This window comes from Streptomyces sp. NPDC001903 (genome assembly GCF_042891345.1).
GTDB lineage: Bacteria > Actinomycetota > Actinomycetes > Streptomycetales > Streptomycetaceae > Streptomyces.
Map to the genome: position 1 here is coordinate 67,663 of NZ_JBIASZ010000024.1, position 17,524 is coordinate 85,186.

The 17,524-nt window shown below is 71.9% G+C and carries 16 protein-coding genes; 12 read left to right on the top strand and 4 right to left on the bottom strand.

What is annotated here, in order from left to right; translation table 11 throughout:
• Positions 1-180 precede the first annotated feature (180 nt).
• Positions 181-1,776: a TROVE domain-containing protein gene (locus tag ACFYZS_RS35950; protein WP_389022324.1), complete on the top strand. Its 1,596-nt coding sequence runs from the start codon at positions 181-183 to the stop codon at positions 1,774-1,776.
• A gap of 109 nt (positions 1,777-1,885) precedes the next feature.
• On the opposite strand, the gene ACFYZS_RS35955 is transcribed toward ACFYZS_RS35950, so the two are convergent.
• Complete coding sequence (locus tag ACFYZS_RS35955; protein WP_389022327.1) at positions 1,886-2,554, bottom strand: DUF4190 domain-containing protein; 669 nt, start codon at positions 2,552-2,554, stop codon at positions 1,886-1,888.
• A 110-nt stretch (positions 2,555-2,664) separates the two neighbouring features.
• Between ACFYZS_RS35955 and ACFYZS_RS35960 the strand changes: the two genes are divergently transcribed.
• The 5 genes from ACFYZS_RS35960 to ACFYZS_RS35980 all read left to right on the top strand — a co-directional run bounded on the left by ACFYZS_RS35960 (position 2,665) and on the right by ACFYZS_RS35980 (position 8,004).
• On the top strand, positions 2,665-3,690 hold the full coding sequence (locus ACFYZS_RS35960) for an adenosine deaminase (protein WP_389022329.1): 1,026 nt from the start codon (positions 2,665-2,667) through the stop codon (positions 3,688-3,690).
• A 12-nt stretch (positions 3,691-3,702) separates the two neighbouring features.
• Positions 3,703-4,410 carry a glycerophosphodiester phosphodiesterase gene (locus ACFYZS_RS35965; RefSeq protein ID WP_389022332.1) on the top strand — a complete coding sequence of 236 codons (708 nt, stop codon included), beginning with the start codon at positions 3,703-3,705 and terminating at the stop codon, positions 4,408-4,410.
• A complete protein-coding gene (locus tag ACFYZS_RS35970) occupies positions 4,407-5,672 on the top strand; it encodes a sensor histidine kinase (RefSeq protein WP_389022335.1) in 1,266 nt (421 codons plus the stop codon). The genes ACFYZS_RS35965 and ACFYZS_RS35970 overlap by 4 nt, the downstream gene beginning before the upstream one ends.
• 201 nt (positions 5,673-5,873) lie before the next feature.
• Positions 5,874-6,635, top strand: coding sequence for a response regulator (locus ACFYZS_RS35975; protein ID WP_389022338.1), 762 nt, complete (start codon positions 5,874-5,876; stop codon positions 6,633-6,635).
• 145 nt (positions 6,636-6,780) lie between these two features.
• Positions 6,781-8,004, top strand: coding sequence for a serine hydrolase domain-containing protein (locus ACFYZS_RS35980; RefSeq protein ID WP_389022341.1), 1,224 nt, complete (start codon positions 6,781-6,783; stop codon positions 8,002-8,004).
• Here the strand turns inward: ACFYZS_RS35980 and ACFYZS_RS35985 are convergent.
• The 3 genes from ACFYZS_RS35985 to ACFYZS_RS35995 all read right to left on the bottom strand — a co-directional run bounded on the left by ACFYZS_RS35985 (position 7,971) and on the right by ACFYZS_RS35995 (position 11,292).
• The gene (locus tag ACFYZS_RS35985) at positions 7,971-8,471 is read right to left on the bottom strand and encodes a hypothetical protein (protein WP_389022342.1); all 501 of its coding nucleotides are present in this window, start codon (positions 8,469-8,471) and stop codon (positions 7,971-7,973) included. The genes ACFYZS_RS35980 and ACFYZS_RS35985 overlap by 34 nt on opposite strands.
• Before the next feature lie 98 nt (positions 8,472-8,569).
• On the bottom strand, positions 8,570-9,748 hold the full coding sequence (locus ACFYZS_RS35990; protein WP_389022345.1) for a PotD/PotF family extracellular solute-binding protein: 1,179 nt from the start codon (positions 9,746-9,748) through the stop codon (positions 8,570-8,572).
• Positions 9,749-9,852: 104 nt separating this feature from the next.
• Positions 9,853-11,292 (bottom strand): gamma-aminobutyraldehyde dehydrogenase, encoded by a 1,440-nt coding sequence (locus tag ACFYZS_RS35995; protein ID WP_389022347.1) that lies wholly within the window; start codon positions 11,290-11,292, stop codon positions 9,853-9,855.
• 169 nt (positions 11,293-11,461) lie between these two features.
• On the opposite strand from ACFYZS_RS35995, the gene ACFYZS_RS36000 reads away from it, so the two are divergent.
• The 6 genes from ACFYZS_RS36000 (at position 11,462) to ACFYZS_RS36025 (ending at position 17,482) form a co-directional block, all read left to right on the top strand.
• Entirely contained in the window at positions 11,462-11,965 is a 504-nt protein-coding gene (locus tag ACFYZS_RS36000; RefSeq protein WP_030298396.1) for an Lrp/AsnC family transcriptional regulator, read from the top strand.
• A 3-nt stretch (positions 11,966-11,968) separates the two neighbouring features.
• Entirely contained in the window at positions 11,969-13,330 is a 1,362-nt protein-coding gene (locus ACFYZS_RS36005) for an aspartate aminotransferase family protein (RefSeq protein ID WP_030162551.1), read from the top strand.
• 179 nt (positions 13,331-13,509) lie between these two features.
• Positions 13,510-14,298 (top strand): ABC transporter ATP-binding protein, encoded by a 789-nt coding sequence (locus ACFYZS_RS36010; RefSeq protein ID WP_389022351.1) that lies wholly within the window; start codon positions 13,510-13,512, stop codon positions 14,296-14,298.
• On the top strand, positions 14,280-15,353 hold the full coding sequence (locus ACFYZS_RS36015; RefSeq protein ID WP_389022352.1) for a hypothetical protein: 1,074 nt from the start codon (positions 14,280-14,282) through the stop codon (positions 15,351-15,353). The genes ACFYZS_RS36010 and ACFYZS_RS36015 overlap by 19 nt, the downstream gene beginning before the upstream one ends.
• 26 nt (positions 15,354-15,379) lie before the next feature.
• Positions 15,380-16,486 (top strand): LOG family protein, encoded by a 1,107-nt coding sequence (locus ACFYZS_RS36020; RefSeq protein ID WP_389022355.1) that lies wholly within the window; start codon positions 15,380-15,382, stop codon positions 16,484-16,486.
• A 90-nt stretch (positions 16,487-16,576) separates the two neighbouring features.
• Complete coding sequence (locus tag ACFYZS_RS36025; protein WP_389022358.1) at positions 16,577-17,482, top strand: hypothetical protein; 906 nt, start codon at positions 16,577-16,579, stop codon at positions 17,480-17,482.
• Positions 17,483-17,524 lie beyond the last annotated feature (42 nt).

Consider the following 17,524-nt stretch of genomic DNA (forward strand, 5'->3'; position numbering starts at 1 on the left):
CGGTGCGCGGGCGACGGTTACTTCGGGGACCAGGAGGTCGCGGGTTCGAATCCCGCCCGGCTCCGGCCGGTGGAGCAGCTCGGCAGCTCGCCTGGATAAAAGTCCGTCGCCGACTCCGATCTCGGGCATCCCGCACGTCACGCCTCCCCCACGTTCCACTTGAATTCGGGGGGATTCACCATGGCTCGCTTCAACCTGCGCGCACCCAAGAAGGCATCCGCCGCCGCGGGGCCCCTCTCGCCCGTGCGCACCACCGGCGACCGCGCCGACAACCACCAGGGCGGCCGCGGCTTCGTCCGCGACGCGCGTTCCGAGCTGTTCCTGCTCGCCGTCGCCAACTTCGTGACGCAGCGGACCTTCCACGAGAGCGGCGAGGCCCGCGACGAGCGGTTCGCCGCCCTCGTGCGCCGCCTCGCCGTCGAGGACCCCGCATGGACCGCGGGCCTTCTCGGCTGGCTGCGCGCCGACGGGAACATGCGGACCGCCTCGCTGGTCGGAGCGGCCGAGTACGTGAAGGCGCGGCTCGACGCCGGAGCCGCCGACGGGCCGTCGAACCGCTCGGTCGTGGACTCCGTACTGCGGCGCGCCGACGAGCCCGGTGAACTGCTGGCCTACTGGACGGCGACGTACGGGCGGGCCGTCCCCAAGCCGGTCAAGCGCGGTGTCGCCGATGCCGTGCGCAGGCTCTACTCCGCCACCTCACTGCTGAAGTACGACACCGCGTCCAAGGGCTTCCGCTTCGGTGACGTGCTCAACCTCGTGCACGCCTCCCCCGACCCCGCCAAGCCCTGGCAGGGCGAGCTGTTCCGGTACGCCCTCGACCGGCGGCACCACCCGGAGACGGCGCAGGTGCCGGCCGGCAACCGCACCCTGCTCGCGCACCGGGAGCTCATGGAACTGCCGCTGGAGGAGCGCCGGGCCCGGGTCGTCGCGCCCGACGGGGCCGAGCGGCTCGCCGCCGCGGGCATGACCTGGGAGGCGCTGGCCGGCTGGCTCCAGGGGCCGATGGACGCGGCCGCCTGGGAGGCGGTCATCCCCTCCATGGGGGTGATGGCGCTGCTGCGGAACCTGCGCAACTTCGACCAGGCCGGCGTCTCGGACGCGGTGGCCGCCCAGGTCGCGGCGAAGATCGGCGACCCGGAGGTCGTCGCCCGGTCCCGGCAGTTCCCGTTCCGCTACCTGGCCGCCTACCGGCACGCGCCCTCGCTGCGCTGGGCCTACCCGCTGGAGCGGGCGCTCGGCCACTCGCTGGCCAACGTACCGGCCCTGCCGGGCCGGACGCTGGTGCTCGTGGACCGCTCGGGGTCGATGTGGGCGCCGCTGTCGGACCGCTCGCAGCTCAACCGGGCGGACGCGGCGGCCGTCTTCGGCGCGGCGCTCGCCCTGCGCGCGCAGGAGGCGGACCTCGTGCAGTTCGGGACGGAGAGCAAGCAGGTCCCGTACGGCCGGGGCGAGTCGGTGCTGAAGGTGCTGGAGCGGTTCGAGGACCTCGGCGGCACCAACACCTCGGAGGCCGTGCGCCGGTACTACAAGGGGCACGACCGGGTCCTGATCGTCACCGACGAGCAGGCGGCCTACGCCCACGGCGGCGATCCGACGGCCCTCGTCCCGGACGAGGTCCCGGTGTACACCTGGAACCTGGCCGGGTACCGGACGGGCCACGCGCCCTCCGGCTCGGGCAACCGGCACACCTTCGGCGGGCTCGGCGACGCGGCCTTCCGGATGGTCTCCCTGATCGAGGGCGGCCGGGACGCCGACTGGCCGTGGGCGGCGTAGGCCGCGCCGTACGGAGGACCGCAGAGACGGACAGGGCCGGTCCCGGGCACGTGCTGCCCGGGACCGGCCCTGCGCCGCATGCCCCGTGTGCGTGCCCGTGCCCGCCGCGTCAGACGCGCTCGCGTATGTGCGTGTGCGAGGACGACCCGCCGTCGTAGTCGTACTCGGAGCCGGAACCGCTGCCCGGGTCTCCGAGCAGGACGCCGGCGATGACGAGCCCGATCATCAGCAGGCTGAGCAGGATGCCGATCGCGCCCAGGATGATGGCCGCCAGGGCCATCGGGCCGTTGTCCGCCTCGCCGCGCTGGGCCTTGCCCCGGCCCAGGACGCCGAAGATGACCGCCGGGACGCCGAACAGGAGCCCCAGGTAGCAGGTGACGATGCCGATGATGCCGAGCACGAGGGCGGTGACGCCGAAGCCGTTGCTCTTCTGCGGATAGCCGGGGTACCCCGGGTATCCCGCGTAGCCCGGGTAACCCTGCTGGCCCGGGTAACCGGGGTGGCCGGGGTGGCCGTACGCCGGCTGCGCCGGCGGCGGTCCGGGGTACGCGTAACCCCCCGGGTCCGGCTGCGCCGGGTATCCGTACGCGGGCGGCAGCGCCGGGCCGGGTATCTGCGCGGGCGGGGTGTCGCCCCCCGGCATCCCCGCGATCGTCGGCTGGTCGTGCACGGACGGCGGACCCGACACCCCCGGTGTCACCTGCGGCTTTCCGAGCTCCACCGCCGGCCGCTCCGGCGGCGCCCAGGGGTCCTTCGGCTCGGGGCTCTGATCGGTCATGCGGCGCCCCCCTCTCGTACGCCCATGCTATGTGCTGTCACCGACAGTCCCGGAGCTGCCTACGATGAAGCCCGATCTGTCCGCACCCGCGTCCTCCCGGAGGCTCCCTCATGCCCGACCTGAACCCCTTCATCGCGGGGCTGCCCAAGGCGGAACTCCACGTCCACCACGTCGGCTCGGCCTCCCCCCGCATCGTGGCCGAACTCGCCTCCCGCCACCCCGACTCCGCGGTCCCCACCGACCCCGAGGCGCTCGCCGACTACTTCACCTTCACCGACTTCGCCCACTTCATCGAGGTCTACCTCTCGGTCGTGGACCTGGTCCGCACCCCGGACGACGTCCGCACCCTGACCTACGAAGTCGCCCGCGACATGGCCCGGCAGAACATCCGTTACGCCGAGCTGACCATCACCCCGTACTCCTCCACCCGGCGCGGCATCGACGAGAAGGCCTTCATGGAGGCCATCGAGGACGCCCGCAAGGCCGCCGAGACCGAGCTCGGCGTCATCCTGCGCTGGTGCTTCGACATCCCCGGCGAGGCCGGCCTGGAGGCCGCCGCCGAGACCGCCCGCCTCGCCGTCGAACTGCGCCCCGAGGGCCTGGTCTCCTTCGGCCTCGGCGGCCCCGAAATCGGGGTTCCGCGCCCGCAGTTCAAGCCGTACTTCGACGCCGCCCGCGCCGCCGGCCTGCACAGCGTGCCGCACGCCGGCGAGACCACCGGCCCGGAGACCATCTGGGACTCCATCCGCGAGCTGGGCGCCGAGCGCATCGGCCACGGCACCAGCGCCACCCAGGACCCGGAGCTGCTCGCCTACCTCGCCGAGCACCGGATCGCGCTGGAGGTCTGCCCGACCTCCAACATCGCCACGCGCGCCGTGACCGACCTGGACCGCCACCCCGTCAAGGAGATGGTGCAGGCGGGCGTGCTCGTCACCATCAACAGCGACGACCCGCCGATGTTCGGCTCCGACCTCAACAACGAGTACGCGGTGGCCGCACGCCTCCTCGACCTCGACGAGCGCGGGCTGGCGCAGCTGGCGAAGAACGCCGTCGAGGCCTCCTTCCTGGACGAGGCCGGCAAGGCGAAGCTCAGCGCGGAGATCGACACGTACACCTCCGCCTGGCTGGCGCGCTGACGCCTGCGGAGAATGGGTGCCATGCGCACCCTGACGGCCGTGGGCCATCGCGGCGATCCCTACCGTGCCCGTGAGAACACCCTGCCCTCGATCCGCTCCGCCTTCGCTCGCGGAGCGGACGCGGTGGAGATCGACGTACGGCTGACCCGCGACGGCCGGCCGGTCCTGCTCCACGACGAGACGCTCCAGCGGCTGTGGGGCCATGACGTGCGGCTCGACGCCGTCACGGCCCCGCAGCTGGAGGAGCTGACGGACGGCGGGATCCCGACGCTGCGCGAGGCCCTGATGGCGGCCGGCGCGGGCCGGGTGATGATCGACCTGCCCGGAGCCACGGCCGAGGCCGTACGGACGGTCGTCGGCCAGGTCCGGGAGTGCGGGGCACGCGACCGTACGTACTACTGCGCGGGGCCGGACACGATGCTGGCCGTGCGCGCCGCCGATCCGGGCGCCGAGATCGCGCTGACCTGGACCACGCTGGCGCCGCCGCGCCGGGTGCTGATCGACGCGGTGGCGCCGTCCTGGCTCAACTACCGCTTCGGGCTGGTGGACCGGGAGCTGACGGACGCCCTGCACCGGGAGGGCCTGCTGGTGTCGGCCTGGACCGCGGACACGACCTGGGCGATGCGCAGGCTGATCGCGGCCGGGGTGGACTCCGTCACCACGAACCGGGTGGACGCGCTGGCCCGCGTCCGGGCGGAACTCGGCGTACCCGGCCGGTGATACGGACCTGGGGGGAGCGGATCCGGCGGGCGGATCCGCGGTGGCAGGACCTCGGACTGACTCTGCTGGTCCAGGTGGCGACGACGATTCCGTTCGTCGTACCGCGAGATCCGCTGGATTCGCCCGCCACCTGGACGGCGTACCTGCTGACCACGCTCGGCAACGTGCCGCTGGTGTGGCGGCGGCGGGCTCCCGTGGCGGCGATCTTCGGGATGGTGGCGGCCGGCTCGCTCTACACGCTGGCCCTGGACGGCCCCGGGCAGCCGCTGCCGTACGCGGCGCTGATCGGGGTGTACACGATGGCGCTGCTGTGCCCGGCCCGGGTGCGGATCACCATGGGCGTGGTCCTGGCCGGGCTGATCCTCGCCTCCGTGGCGCTCAACACGGGGACGGCCAGGGAGCTGCTGTTCGCGCTGTTCGTCTTCGCGGCGGCGTACGCGCTGGGGCGGCTCCAGTACACCCGGCAGGCGTACACGCAGGCCGTCGAGGCGCGGGCGGCGGAGCTGGAGCGGGCGAACCGCATCGAGGCGGAGCAGGCGGCGGCGCGCGAACGGGCGCGTATCGCACGGGAGATGCACGACATCCTCTCGCACGCGGTCAGCATCATGATCGTGCAGGCGGAGGCCGGTCCGGTGGCGGTGCGCAGGGCCCCGGAGCGGGCGGAGGCGGCGTTCGACGCGATCGCCGAGACGGGGCGCGACGCGATGGCCCAGCTGCGGACGATGCTGGGGGTGCTGCGGGCGGGGGACACGGCGCGGGACGCGCAGGCTCCGCGGTCGCCGCAGCCCGGGATCGAGGAACTGCCGCGGCTGCTGGAGCGGGTCCGGCGCAGCGGGGCGCAGGTCTCGTACGAGCGGACGGGCGCGGTGCGCGCGCTGCCTGCGGCGTTGGAGGCGACGGTGCACCGGGTGGTGCAGGAGGCGCTGACGAACGTGGTGAAGCACGCCGGGGCGTCGACGGCCTCCGTACGGCTGGAGTACGGGCCGCGCGAGCTCACGGTGACGGTGACGGACGACGGGCGGGGTCCGGGACGGGCTGACGGTGCCACGACCACTGCCCGTGCCACTGCCGGCGCCACTGCCGCTGCCGGCGCGGGCGGGCACGGGCTGATCGGGATCCGGGAGCGGGCGGCGGCACACGGCGGCACGGCGGAGTACGGCCCCGGGCCCGGCGGCCTCGGGTTCTCGGTGCGCGTCGTCCTGGGGGGTGTCTCGCCTGCTCGGCGGGACAGCGCCGGGCATGATCCGAAAGACACGGCCTAGGGGGTGTCCGCGAAGTAGCGCCGTGCGCCCGCAGGGCGCTCCCGCGGCGTCCGGTGCGTGCTCTCGGTGTGCCGGGCGGAAGCCCGTGTACTGGACGTACTCGGGATTTCGCCCGGTGCGCCGAGAGCGCGTGCCGGGCGCCGCGGGGCAGGCGGGACTTTGCGGACACCCCCTAGTAACCTCGCCGCTGGAGGTGGGGCGTTGACGATCCGTGTGGTGGTGGCCGACGACCAGGAACTGGTGCGCAGCGGCTTCGCGATGATCCTGGACGCGCAGGAGGACATCGAGGTCGTCGCCGAGGCCGGGGACGGCGCGGCGGCGGTGGCGGCGGTGCGGGAACTGCGGCCGGACGTGGCGCTGCTGGACGTCAGGATGCCGGTGCTCGACGGGATCGAGGCGTGCCGGACGATCTCGGCCGGGACCTCGTGCCGGACGGTGATGCTGACGACCTTCGATTCGGACGAGTACGTGTACGAGGCACTGCACGCGGGGGCGAGCGGGTTCCTGCTGAAGGACGTGCGGCGGGACGATCTGGTGCACGCCGTACGGGTGGTGGCGGCGGGCGATTCGCTGCTGGCGCCTTCGGTGGCGCGGCGGCTGATCGAGGAGTACACGGCGGCGACGGCGCGGCCGGCGGCCGCGGGGGCGCTCTGCGCGCAGCGGCTGGAGGTGCTGACGGCGCGGGAGCGCGAGACCCTGCTGCATCTGGGGCGGGGGCTGTCGAACGCCGAGATCGCCGCCGCACTGGTGGTGAGCGAGCACACCGTGAAGTCGCACGTGGGGAACGTGCTGGCGAAGCTGGGGCTGCGGGACCGGATCCAGGCGGTGATCTGCGCGTACGAGACGGGGTTGATCGGGGTGGGGACCGGGGCCGGCGCCCCGCCCGGGACCGGGGCCGCGACCGGTGCCGGGACCCGTGCCTGGCCCTGGGCCGGCTCGGAGGTATCTCCCTCTGGGGAGTGAGAGGCGGGCTGGCCGGTCCCTCGCTCCGGTGAGTTGTCGTACCGGTGAAGACCCCTCTCAGTGGTGATCCGCTGGGACCTGTCTGACCTGCAGCATTGAGTCGTCGGGGCCGCTGGGGCCCGGATGACTCGCAGGGGGTTCCGCCATGAAGGCACGTACGCGCACGCTGATCGCCACCGCCTTGGTCCTGGGCATCGCGGCCGGACCGGCCGTGGCCCACGCCGCTCCGGCTCCGGCGCCCGGCGCGGTGGGCGCGCCGGCGTCGGCCGGTTCGGCCCGGACACCGCTCTACACGACCCCGCCCGATGCGGCGGCGCTGCGGAAGGCGATCGCCGGGGTCGGCCCCGGCAACAAGGACGCGACGGCCGCACTGGTCCGCGTCGGCGGTACGAGCGGCCGCTGGGTGGGCAGTTCCGGCGTGGCCGATGTCCGCACGGGGCGCGCGGCGTTCGACGATGCCCGGTTCCGGGCGGGTTCGGTGACCAAGACCTTCACTGCGGCGCTGGTCCTCCAGCTGGCGGCCGAGGGCAGGGTCGACCTGGACCGGCCGGTGCAGGAGTACCTGCCGGGGCTGCTGCCGTCCGGCCCGCGCGGCTTCGAGCCCATCAGCGTGCGGCAGTTGCTGAACTACACGAGCGGCATCCCCTCGGCCGAGGGTCCGGGTGACTCGTTCCCGGTCCAGTACGCGCACCGGTTCGACGTGGTCGATCCGCACGCGCTGATCGCCGAAGCGGCGGCGAAGGGGCCCGAGTTCCGGCCGGGCGAGCAGCAGCACTACCTCAACATCGATTACACGGTCCTCGGCGTGCTGATCGAGAAGCTGACGGGCACGTCGTATGAGCAGGCCCTGTCCGCCCGGATCCTGAAGCCGCTCGGCCTGCACCACACTTCGGTTCCCTCGCGTACGGAGAACCGGATAGCGGGCCCGCACCACCACGGCTACCAGGCGGTGGCCGAGCCCGGCGGCGGGAGCACGCTGGTGGACGTGACGGAGTGGAACTCCTCGTCCAACTGGGCTGCCGGGGACCTGATATCGACCACGGCGGACCTGGAGCGGTTCACCGTGGCCCTGTTCGCCGGCCGGGTGGTGCCGAAGGCGCAGCTGGCGGAGATGTTCACGGTGCCGGCGGTGCGGGACTTCGAGTCCGGGGAGGACGCCGTGCAGACCGCGGGGATGAAGCGGTTCGCCCTGCCGGACGGAACGGTGGTCTACGGCAAGACCGGGTCCCGGTACGGCTACAGCACCGTGATCGGCGGCGCGCGCGACCTCTCGCGCACGCTCGTCTACTCGGTCAACTCCACCGACGCCAAGGGCCGGGACATGAACCAGGTGGCCTACGGGATCGTCGCGGCGGCCTTCGCCAAGTAGCCCTGCGCCGGCAGCGACTCGAGGCGCTTGATCATGCGGCGGAGCACCAGCAGGGGTATGACCCCGAAGACGCCGAACGACATGTCGATGAGGCTCCACCCGAAGGGGATGCCCCGGATGGGGCCGCAGATCAGGGCCAGGGGGATCACGCCGGCGCAGGCGATCATGCCGGCTTCGACGATCCAGATGTTGCGGACGGGGTCGCGGTGGACCCCGTAGAAGAAGACCGCGATCACCAGGTGGGCGAAGGCGAGCCAGTCGGTGCCGTAGAGGAGGAAGGGGTAGTCCGCGTCCGCCTGGTCCAGCCCGTCCCCCACCCGTCGCAGCCACGCGTGGGACACCAGGGAGTTGGCCCAGTGGAGTTCGCTGACCAAGGGGAAAGCGGTGAGGCCGCTGAGCACGAGGCAGACGATGAACAGGACCAGCCAGGCACGGATCCGCCGCTGAAGGGCGCTTCGCTCGCTCATGGAAGGAAGCGTACGCCGATTTCTGAACACGTTCAGCCAAATCTCTGAACATGTTCAGTTCTGTGGCGGGACCGTGATCATTGCGGCGGCGCCCGTGCTCAGAGGCCGACGATGGCATTCCAGCGCTGGGCGAGGGAGCGGCGCTCGGCCGAGGAGATGTCCCGGGCCACGACCAGCCTCTTGCGCATCTCCTCGTCGGGGAAGATCAGCGGGTTCTCGGCGAGTTCGGCGGTCTCCTTGTCCTCGGAGGCGGCCAGCACCTCGCGGGCGGCCGGGACCGGGCAGACGTAGTTGACCGCGGCGGCGAGCTCGGCGGCCACCTCGGGGTCGTAGTAGTAGTCGACCAGGGCCTCGGCGTTGGCCTTGTGCCGGGCCAGGTTGGGGACGAGCAGGCTCTCCGCCCAGAGCTCGGCGCCCTCCTCCGGAACCACGAACCGGATGTCGGGGTTGTCGGCCTGGAGCTGGATCGCGTCACCCGAGTACGCCTGGCAGGCCAGGACGTCGCCCTTGCTCAGATCGGAGGTGTAGTCGTTGCCGGTGAAGCGGCGGATGTGCTTCTTCTTCACCATGCTCTCCACCTGGTCGCACATCCGATGGAAGTCGGACTCGGTCCACCGGGTGACGTCCACGCCGTTGCCCTGCATCAGCAGGGCGAAGGACTCGTCCAGGCCGGAGAAGAGGGTGACCTTGCCGGCCAGGTCCGGATGCCACAGGTCCTTCACGGACTTGATCTCGCGGCCCAGCGCCTTGCGGTTGTAGGCGATGCCGGTGATCCCCGACTGCCACGGCACGGTGTGCAGGCGGCCCTCGTCGAAGGCGGGCGAGCGCAGCTGCGGGTCGAGGTGCGTGGCCACGTTGGGCTGCGCCGAGCGGTCCATCTTCTGGGCCCAGCCCAGGTGGACGAAGCGGGCGGCCATCCAGTCGCTGACCACCACCAGGTCGTGGCCGGTCTCCTGGTGGTTCATCAGGGCCGGGCTGACCTTGCCGAAGAACTCGTCGTTGTCGTTGATCTCCTCGGTGTACCGGACCTCGATGCCGGTCTTCTCCGAGAAGGCGTCCAGCGTGGGCCGGCGCTCCTCGTCCTCGTCGTCGGTGTCGATGTAGAGCGGCCAGTTCGAGAAGGCGACCCGCTTGTCCCGGCCGGAGCGGTCCGGGCCTCCCCGCCGGTCCTCGGGGACGAAGGCGGCGGGCACACCGCAGCCGGTCAGGGCCGCGAACAAGCCGGCGGCACCGAGGCCGCGCAGCGCCGCGCGGCGGGAGAAGGCGAGTTCAGGCATGGGCAAAGCCTCGGGGAACAGCGGAGGGCGGGCAATAGACACATTGTCTACTGCCCGCCCTCTCAAGCCCCTTCGGTGATCGATGCGATCCCCGCGGGGAGCGATCAGCCGTCGAGCGAGGTCATCACGTGCTTGATGCGGGTGTAGTCCTCGAAGCCGTAGGCGGAGAGGTCCTTGCCGTAGCCGGACTTCTTGAAGCCGCCGTGGGGCATCTCGGCGACGAGCGGGATGTGGGTGTTGATCCACACGCAGCCGAAGTCGAGGTTCTTGGACATCCGCATCGCGCGGCCGTGGTCCTTGGTCCACACGGAGGAGGCGAGGGCGAATTCGACGCCGTTCGCGTACTCCAGCGCCTGGGCCTCGTCCGTGAAGGACTGGACGGTGATGACGGGGCCGAAGACCTCGTTCTGGATGATCTCGTCGTCCTGCTTGAGGCCCGAGACCACGGTCGGGGCGTAGAAGTAGCCCTTGTCGCCGACCTGGTGGCCGCCGGCCTCGACCTTGGCGTGCGCCGGGAGGCGCTCGATGAAGCCCGCGACCTGCTTGAGCTGGTTCGGGTTGTTCAGCGGGCCGTAGAGCACGTCCTCGTCGTCCGGGGCGCCGGTCTTGGTGTCGGCGGCGGCCTTGGCGAGGGCGGTCACGAACTCGTCGTGGATGGACTCGTGCACGAGCACACGGGTCGCGGCGGTGCAGTCCTGGCCGGCGTTGAAGTACCCGGCGACCGCGATGTCCTCGACGGCCTTGGCGATGTCGGCGTCCTCGAAGACGACGACCGGGGCCTTGCCGCCGAGCTCCAGGTGGACGCGCTTGACGTCCTTCGAGGCGCTCTCGGCGACCTGCATGCCGGCGCGCACCGAGCCGGTGATGGAGGCCATCGCCGGGGTGGAGTGCTCGACCATGGCCTTGCCGGTCTCGCGGTCACCGCAGACGACGTTGAAGACGCCCTTGGGCAGCACCGAGTCGATGATCTCGGCCATCAGGACGGTCGAGGCCGGGGTGGTGTCCGAGGGCTTGAGCACCACGGTGTTGCCCGCGGCGATGGCCGGGGCGAACTTCCACACGGCCATCATCATCGGGTAGTTCCACGGCGCGACCTGGGCGCATACGCCGACCGGCTCGCGGCGGATGATCGAGGTCATCCCCTCCATGTACTCGCCGGCCGAGCGGCCCTCCAGGAGGCGGGCCGCACCCGCGAAGAAGCGGATCTGGTCCACCATCGGCGGCAGCTCCTCGCTGGCCGTGAGGCCCAGCGGCTTGCCGGTGTTCTCCGACTCGGCGGCCACGAGCTCGTCCGCGCGCGCCTCGAAGGCGTCCGCGATCTTGAGCAGGGCCTTCTGGCGCTCCGACGGGGTGGTGTCGCGCCAGCCCGGGAACGCGGCCGCGGCGGCGGCCATGGCGGCGTCGACGTCGGCCTGGCCGGAGAGCGGGGCGGTGGCGTACACCTCGCCGGTGGCGGGGTTGACCACCTCGGTGGTCCGCCCGTCGGCGGCGTCCTTGAACTCTCCGCCGATGTAGTTGCGCAGACGACGCAGTTCGGTGGTCACTCCAGCCACACTCCTGATCACATGTCCAACGATTGAGACGAATCCCAATCCTAGCCCCTAGGCGGACGCTTTCGGCAGGGCCGGATGCCACCAACTACGAAATCAGTGAGATCCAAGACGTCAAACAACGGATTTCATCGATTCCGTCTTGCGGAACAGACGACTCCTCGTGCACAGTGAGGTCGTGGTCAGTCGAAGCGCAGATTCCAGGAACAGACAACCGTCCCCTTCGGTCGATGCTGTGTCCCTGGCGATCATCGAGCAACTGCAGGAGGACGGTCGCCGTCCCTACGCAGCGATCGGCAAGGCCGTCGGCCTGTCGGAGGCGGCCGTGCGCCAGCGCGTGCAGAAGCTGCTCGACCAGGGCGTCATGCAGATCGTCGCCGTCACCGACCCGCTCACCGTGGGTCTGCGACGCCAGGCCATGGTCGGCATCAACGTCGAGGGAGACCTCGACCCGGTGGCCGACGCACTGACCCAGATGGCCGAGTGCGAGTACGTGGTCATGACCGCGGGCTCGTTCGACCTGATGGTGGAGATCGTCTGCGAGGACGACGACCACCTGCTGGAGACGATCAACAAGAAGATCCGCGCGCTCCCCGGCGTGCGATCAACCGAAAGCTTCGTTTATCTGAAGCTGAAGAAGCAGACCTACATGTGGGGAACTCGATAGCCCGTGAGCCAGGACCTCTCCAAGACCGCGTACGACCACCTGTGGATGCACTTCACCCGCATGTCGTCGTACGAGAACTCCCCCGTCCCCACCATCGTGCGGGGTGAGGGCACCTACATCTTCGACGACAAGGGCAAGCGCTACCTGGACGGTCTCGCCGGACTGTTCGTGGTCAACGCCGGTCACGGCCGCAAGGAACTGGCCGAGGTCGCCTACAAGCAGGCGCAGGAACTCGCGTTCTTCCCCATCTGGTCGTACGCGCACCCCAAGGCCGTGGAGCTCGCCGAGCGCCTCGCCGACTACGCCCCGGGCGACCTGAACAAGGTCTTCTTCACCACCGGTGGCGGCGAGGCCGTCGAGACCGCGTGGAAGCTGGCGAAGCAGTACTTCAAGCTGCAGGGCAAGCACACCAAGTACAAGGTCATCTCCCGCGCGGTCGCCTACCACGGCACCCCGCAGGGCGCCCTGTCCATCACCGGCCTGCCGGCCCTGAAGGCCCCCTTCGAGCCGCTGGTGCCCGGCGCGCACAAGGTGCCGAACACCAACATCTACCGCGCCCCGATCTACGGCGACGACCCCGAGGCCTTCGGCCGCTGGTGCGCCGACCAGATCGAGCAGGAGATCCTGTTCGAGGGCGCCGACACCGTCGCCGCCGTCTTCCTGGAGCCGGTGCAGAACGCCGGCGGCTGCTTCCCGCCGCCGCCCGGGTACTTCCAGCGGGTCCGCGAGATCTGCGACGAGTACGACGTGCTCCTCGTCTCCGACGAGACCATCTGCGCCTTCGGCCGCCTCGGCACGATGTTCGCCTGTGACAAGTTCGGCTACGTGCCCGACATGATCACCTGCGCCAAGGGCATGACCTCGGGCTACTCCCCGATCGGTGCCTGCATCGTCTCGGACCGCATCGCCGAGCCGTTCTACAAGGGCGACAACACCTTCCTGCACGGCTACACCTTCGGCGGACACCCGGTGTCCTCCGCGGTGGCGCTCGCCAACCTCGACATCTTCGACAAGGAGGGCCTCAACCAGCACGTGCTGGACAACGAGGACGCCTTCTTCTCGACGCTGAAGAAGCTGCACGACCTGCCCATCGTCGGCGACGTCCGCGGCAACGGCTTCTTCTACGGCATCGAGCTCGTCAAGGACAAGGTCACCAAGGAGTCCTTCACGGACGAGGAGACGGAGCGCGTGCTCTACGGCTTCCTCTCCAAGGCGCTCTTCGAGAACGGCCTGTACTGCCGGGCCGACGACCGCGGCGACCCGGTCATCCAGCTGGCCCCGCCGCTGATTGCGGACCAGGGCACCTTCGACGAGATCGAAGGCATCCTGCGCTCGGTGCTCACCGAGGCGTGGACCAAGCTGTAAAGAGCAGCGACGAGCAGTAAACAGTCCGAACCACACGGCCCGGATCCCCCGTTCGAGTGAGAACGCGGGGGTCCGGGCCGTGTGCTGTCACCATCCAAGACGTTCATCTCTTTACATCTCAGTGCGGTGCCAGTGACCGAACCGGTTCCGCTTCGTTCCCCCGGACGGAGGTGTACGCCATGGTGGCTCCACCGGACAACGCCCCACCGGACAATGACGTCCTGTGGGCACGGTCCGTTCACTACTCCCACGGAGGTTCACCCGGCCTCATCGGGGTCTCGGTGGGCGTCCGCCAGGGCGAGATCCTGGCCCTGACCGGCCCGCGCGGCAGCGGGAAGACCACCCTGCTGCGCTGCCTGTCCGGACATCTGGTGCCCGAGCAGGGCGAGATCTGGTTCAACAGCGTGCCCGTCCACACCATGGGCGCCGTGGCCCGCGAACGGCTGCGCCGCGACCGGTTCGGATGGATCGGCCCCGACCCCCTGCTGCTGCCCGAGCTCAAGGTATGGGAGAACGCGGCCCTGCCGCTGCTGGTCTGCGGCGCCTCCCACCGCGCCGCCAAGGCCGCCGCCTGCGAATGGCTCGACCGGCTCGACATCGGCGCCTTCGCCCGCAAGCGGCCCGGAGCGCTGACCCGGGCCGAGTCACAGCGGGTCGCCCTCGCCCGGGCCCTGGTCAAGGAGCCCGCGGTCGTCTTCGCCGACGAACCCACCGCCCCGCTGCACCGGGCCGAGCGCGCCCTGCTGCTCCGTACGCTCACCACCGCGGCCCGCTCGCACGGCATCACCGTGCTGCTCGCCACCCACGACGAGGAGAGCGCGGCCGTCGCCGACCGCCGGGTCGAACTGCTCGACGGGCGGCCCGCCGCGGCCGCGGCCGCCGTCGGCGGGGCGATCGGCGCGGGCGGTGCCGGCGCGCCGTCCGACGAGACCCCGGAGGACCAGGCCGCGTGCTCGCTCTCCGCCTAGCCCGCGGCTCCCGCCCGCTCGTCCAGCTGCGCCGGCTGCTGGTCGCCGCCGCGTGCGCCGGTACCGGATTCCTCCTGCTGTACGTGCTGGCCGAGGCCACCGTCCGGCCTGCCGGATCGTTCCCGCGGCTGCTGTGGGCCATGGTCCCGCTCGCCGTCACCGTGCAGTTCGCGGTCGCCGTGGCCCGGACCGACCCGGCGACCCGGCCCCGGGAGGGACTGGACGCCGTCGGGCTGGGCCCCGTACAACGCGTGCTCGTCGCGGTGGTCTCCACCGCCATCGCGTGCACCCTGGGCGGCGCCCTGGCCCTGGCCGCCTTCCTGCACCTGCGGGGCGAGCTCACCGGTCTGCCCTTCGACGGAGCCGGGGCCGCACTGCTGCACGCCGACCGGCCGCTGCCCGTGGCGGCCGCCCTCACCCTGTTGGCCCTGATCCCGCTGAGCGCCTGCGCCGCCACCGCCCTCGCCCTGCGTCCGCACCCGCCGTTGGCCCCGCAGACCGCACTGCCCTGGGGCATCGCCCTGACCGCCTGCGGACTGGCGGTCGAGGCGTACGCGGGTCCCGGCGGCGCGGGCATGCCCGCCGGCTGGGCGCTCACCGCCGTCGGGCTCTCCCTCGCGGGACCCGGACTCGCCTACGCCTGCGGGGCCCTGGTCCAGGCGGTCCGCCCCGGCGCCCTGCGGCTGCTGGCCGGCCGGGCCCTCCAGGAGGAGGCGCCCCGGCTGGGCCGCCCCCTCGGGGTGCTGTGCGCGGTCGGCGCGGGCGCACTCACAGCCGCGGCCCTGCGCGGGCGGGGCGGCTTCGGTGTCCCGCTGGGCCCGCTGACCGGGCCGGCTTGCGCCCTGGTCGTGCTGTGCGCGGCCGCGACGCTGCTCACCCGGGCCGTCGAGGTCCGCCAGGACCGCTCGGCCACCCATGCGGCCCTGCGCGACCTGGGCACTCCCGGCGCGGTCCTGCGTACGGCCGCGACGCTGCGCGCCACCGCCCTGGCCGCCGCGTGCGTACCGGTGGTGTGGGGTGTGGCGCAGCTGACGTCGCTGGCACTGACCCGCTGACACGGGCAGCCCTTAGGGTGGGCCGAATGGTCAACGGATACATCGACACCGAGATCGAGACGCTCGCCGAATTCGACCGGGTCGCGGCCCGCGGCTCGCTCAGCGGCTACCGGATCCAGTCGCTCAACCTGCTGGAGCGCACGTTCGCCCTGCTGGCCGCCGACACCTCCGCCGCCGTCTTCCTCGGCTGCGCGATGGAGCCCGACGCCTCGGCGAAGGTGCGCGCGGACGGCGCGCTCGTCTTCCCGCCCGTCCCTGACCTGCCCTTCGACCCGTACCGCGGCCTGCCGTACACCGCCGACGAGCTCTTCGCCGGACTGTCCGCCGGATACGAGGCCACCCCGGACGCCCAGTCGTACGCCTGGTTCCAGGAGACCAAGGCCGACGGCGACGTCTTCTCCTCGATGCTGCGCTCCATCCACGACGACGCGGTCTCCGACGCCCTCGACGAACACCTCGCCGGCGCCCGGGTGGTGGGCGTCATGGGCGGCCACGCCATGGCCCGCGGCGCCCTCGACTACCAGGGCGCGGCGGAGCTCGGCCGGAAGCTGGCGCGGTCCGGGCTGACGGTGGCCACCGGCGGCGGCCCCGGCGCGATGGAGGCGGCCAACCTGGGCGCCTACCTGGCGCCCGCCCCGGACGAGGCCCTGCCGGAGGCCCTGGAGATGCTGGCCAAGGCCCCTTCCTTCGCCCCCTCGGTGTCCGACTGGGCGCGCGCGGCCTTCGCCGTGCGGGAGCGCTGGCCCGCCGGCGGGGACTCGGTGGGCATCCCCACCTGGTTCTACGGGCACGAGCCGCCGAACGCCTTCGCCGGCCACATCGCCAAGTACTTCGCGAACGCCACCCGCGAGGACGGGCTCCTCGCCCGGTCGAACGCGGGCGTGGTCTTCCTGCCGGGCGCCGCGGGCACCCTCCAGGAGATATTCGACAACGCGACGCCGAACTACTACCAGTCGCGGGGCGAGCCGACCCCGATGGTCCTGGTCGGACGTACGCACTGGACCGAGCACCTGCCGGCGTGGCCGCTGCTCCAGGCGCTGGCGCGCGGCCGCGCGATGGAGTCGCGGATCGCGCTCGTCGACTCGGTGGAGGAAGTCCCCGCCGTCCTGGCGGCGATGAATGCGACGAACTAGAGGGCGGTCCGAGGCAACTTCCCGGCCCGATCGCACGTCTGCCATAGGTAATCAACACGCAAAACCTGCCAGACGTGAACGGAGCCCTCGGTGCTCATAGGCCTGCTGACCGCGATCGCGGCGTCCATCTGCTACGGCACGGGGTCCGTCCTGCAAGCCGTGGGCTCGCGCAGGGCGGCCCGGATGACCCCGGCCGCCGCGGGGGTGACCGCGCACGGCGGCCCGAACCTCTCGTCCACCGCGAAGGCGGCGATGACGTGGGAGTTCATCGTCGGCACCATCCTGGACTTCGTGGGCTTCGGGCTCGGCGCGCTGGCCGCCCGGCTGCTGCCGCTGTTCCTCTCCCAGACGGTCATCAGCGCCAACCTGGTGATCACGGCCGTCCTCAGCGTGAAGATGCTGGGCATCCGGCTGACCCGCAAGGAATGGACCTCGATCGGGGTCGTCTGCGCGGCGCTGGTGCTGCTGGCGACGGCGGCGGGCCACGAGGGCGGCCACCACGCCCCGATGTCCACGCACTGGTGGCTGTTCGCGGTGACCCTGCTGATCATCGCGGGCGGCACCGTGGCCGTCCGGCTCCTGGGCTCCCGGGCGGCGATCCTGGCGGGCCTGCTGTCGGGCCTGGCCTTCGGCGCGCTGGGCGTCGGCGTCCGGATCCTCGACGGCATCGACCCCTTCGACCTCGGCACGCTGCTCGCCGACCCGGCGCTCTACGCCATCGTGCTGGCCGGCGTCGGCGGCATGTACCTGCACACCGTCGCCCTCCAGATCGGCTCGGTGAACGGCGCGACGGCCGCGCTGGTGGTCGGCGAGACCGTCCTGCCGGGCGCGATCGGCGTCCTGTGGCTGGGCGACGCCTCCCGCCCGGGCCTGGCCTGGCTGGCGGTCCTCGGCTTCGTCCTGGCCGTCGCGGGCGCGGTGGCGGTCGCCTGGTACGGCAACCACGAGGGCGCGGACGAAGCCCCGGCGGAAGAACTCAGCCCCGCCGGCGTCTGAGGCGCGGGGTACGGGGTACGGGGCGCAGCCCCGGGCGGGGCC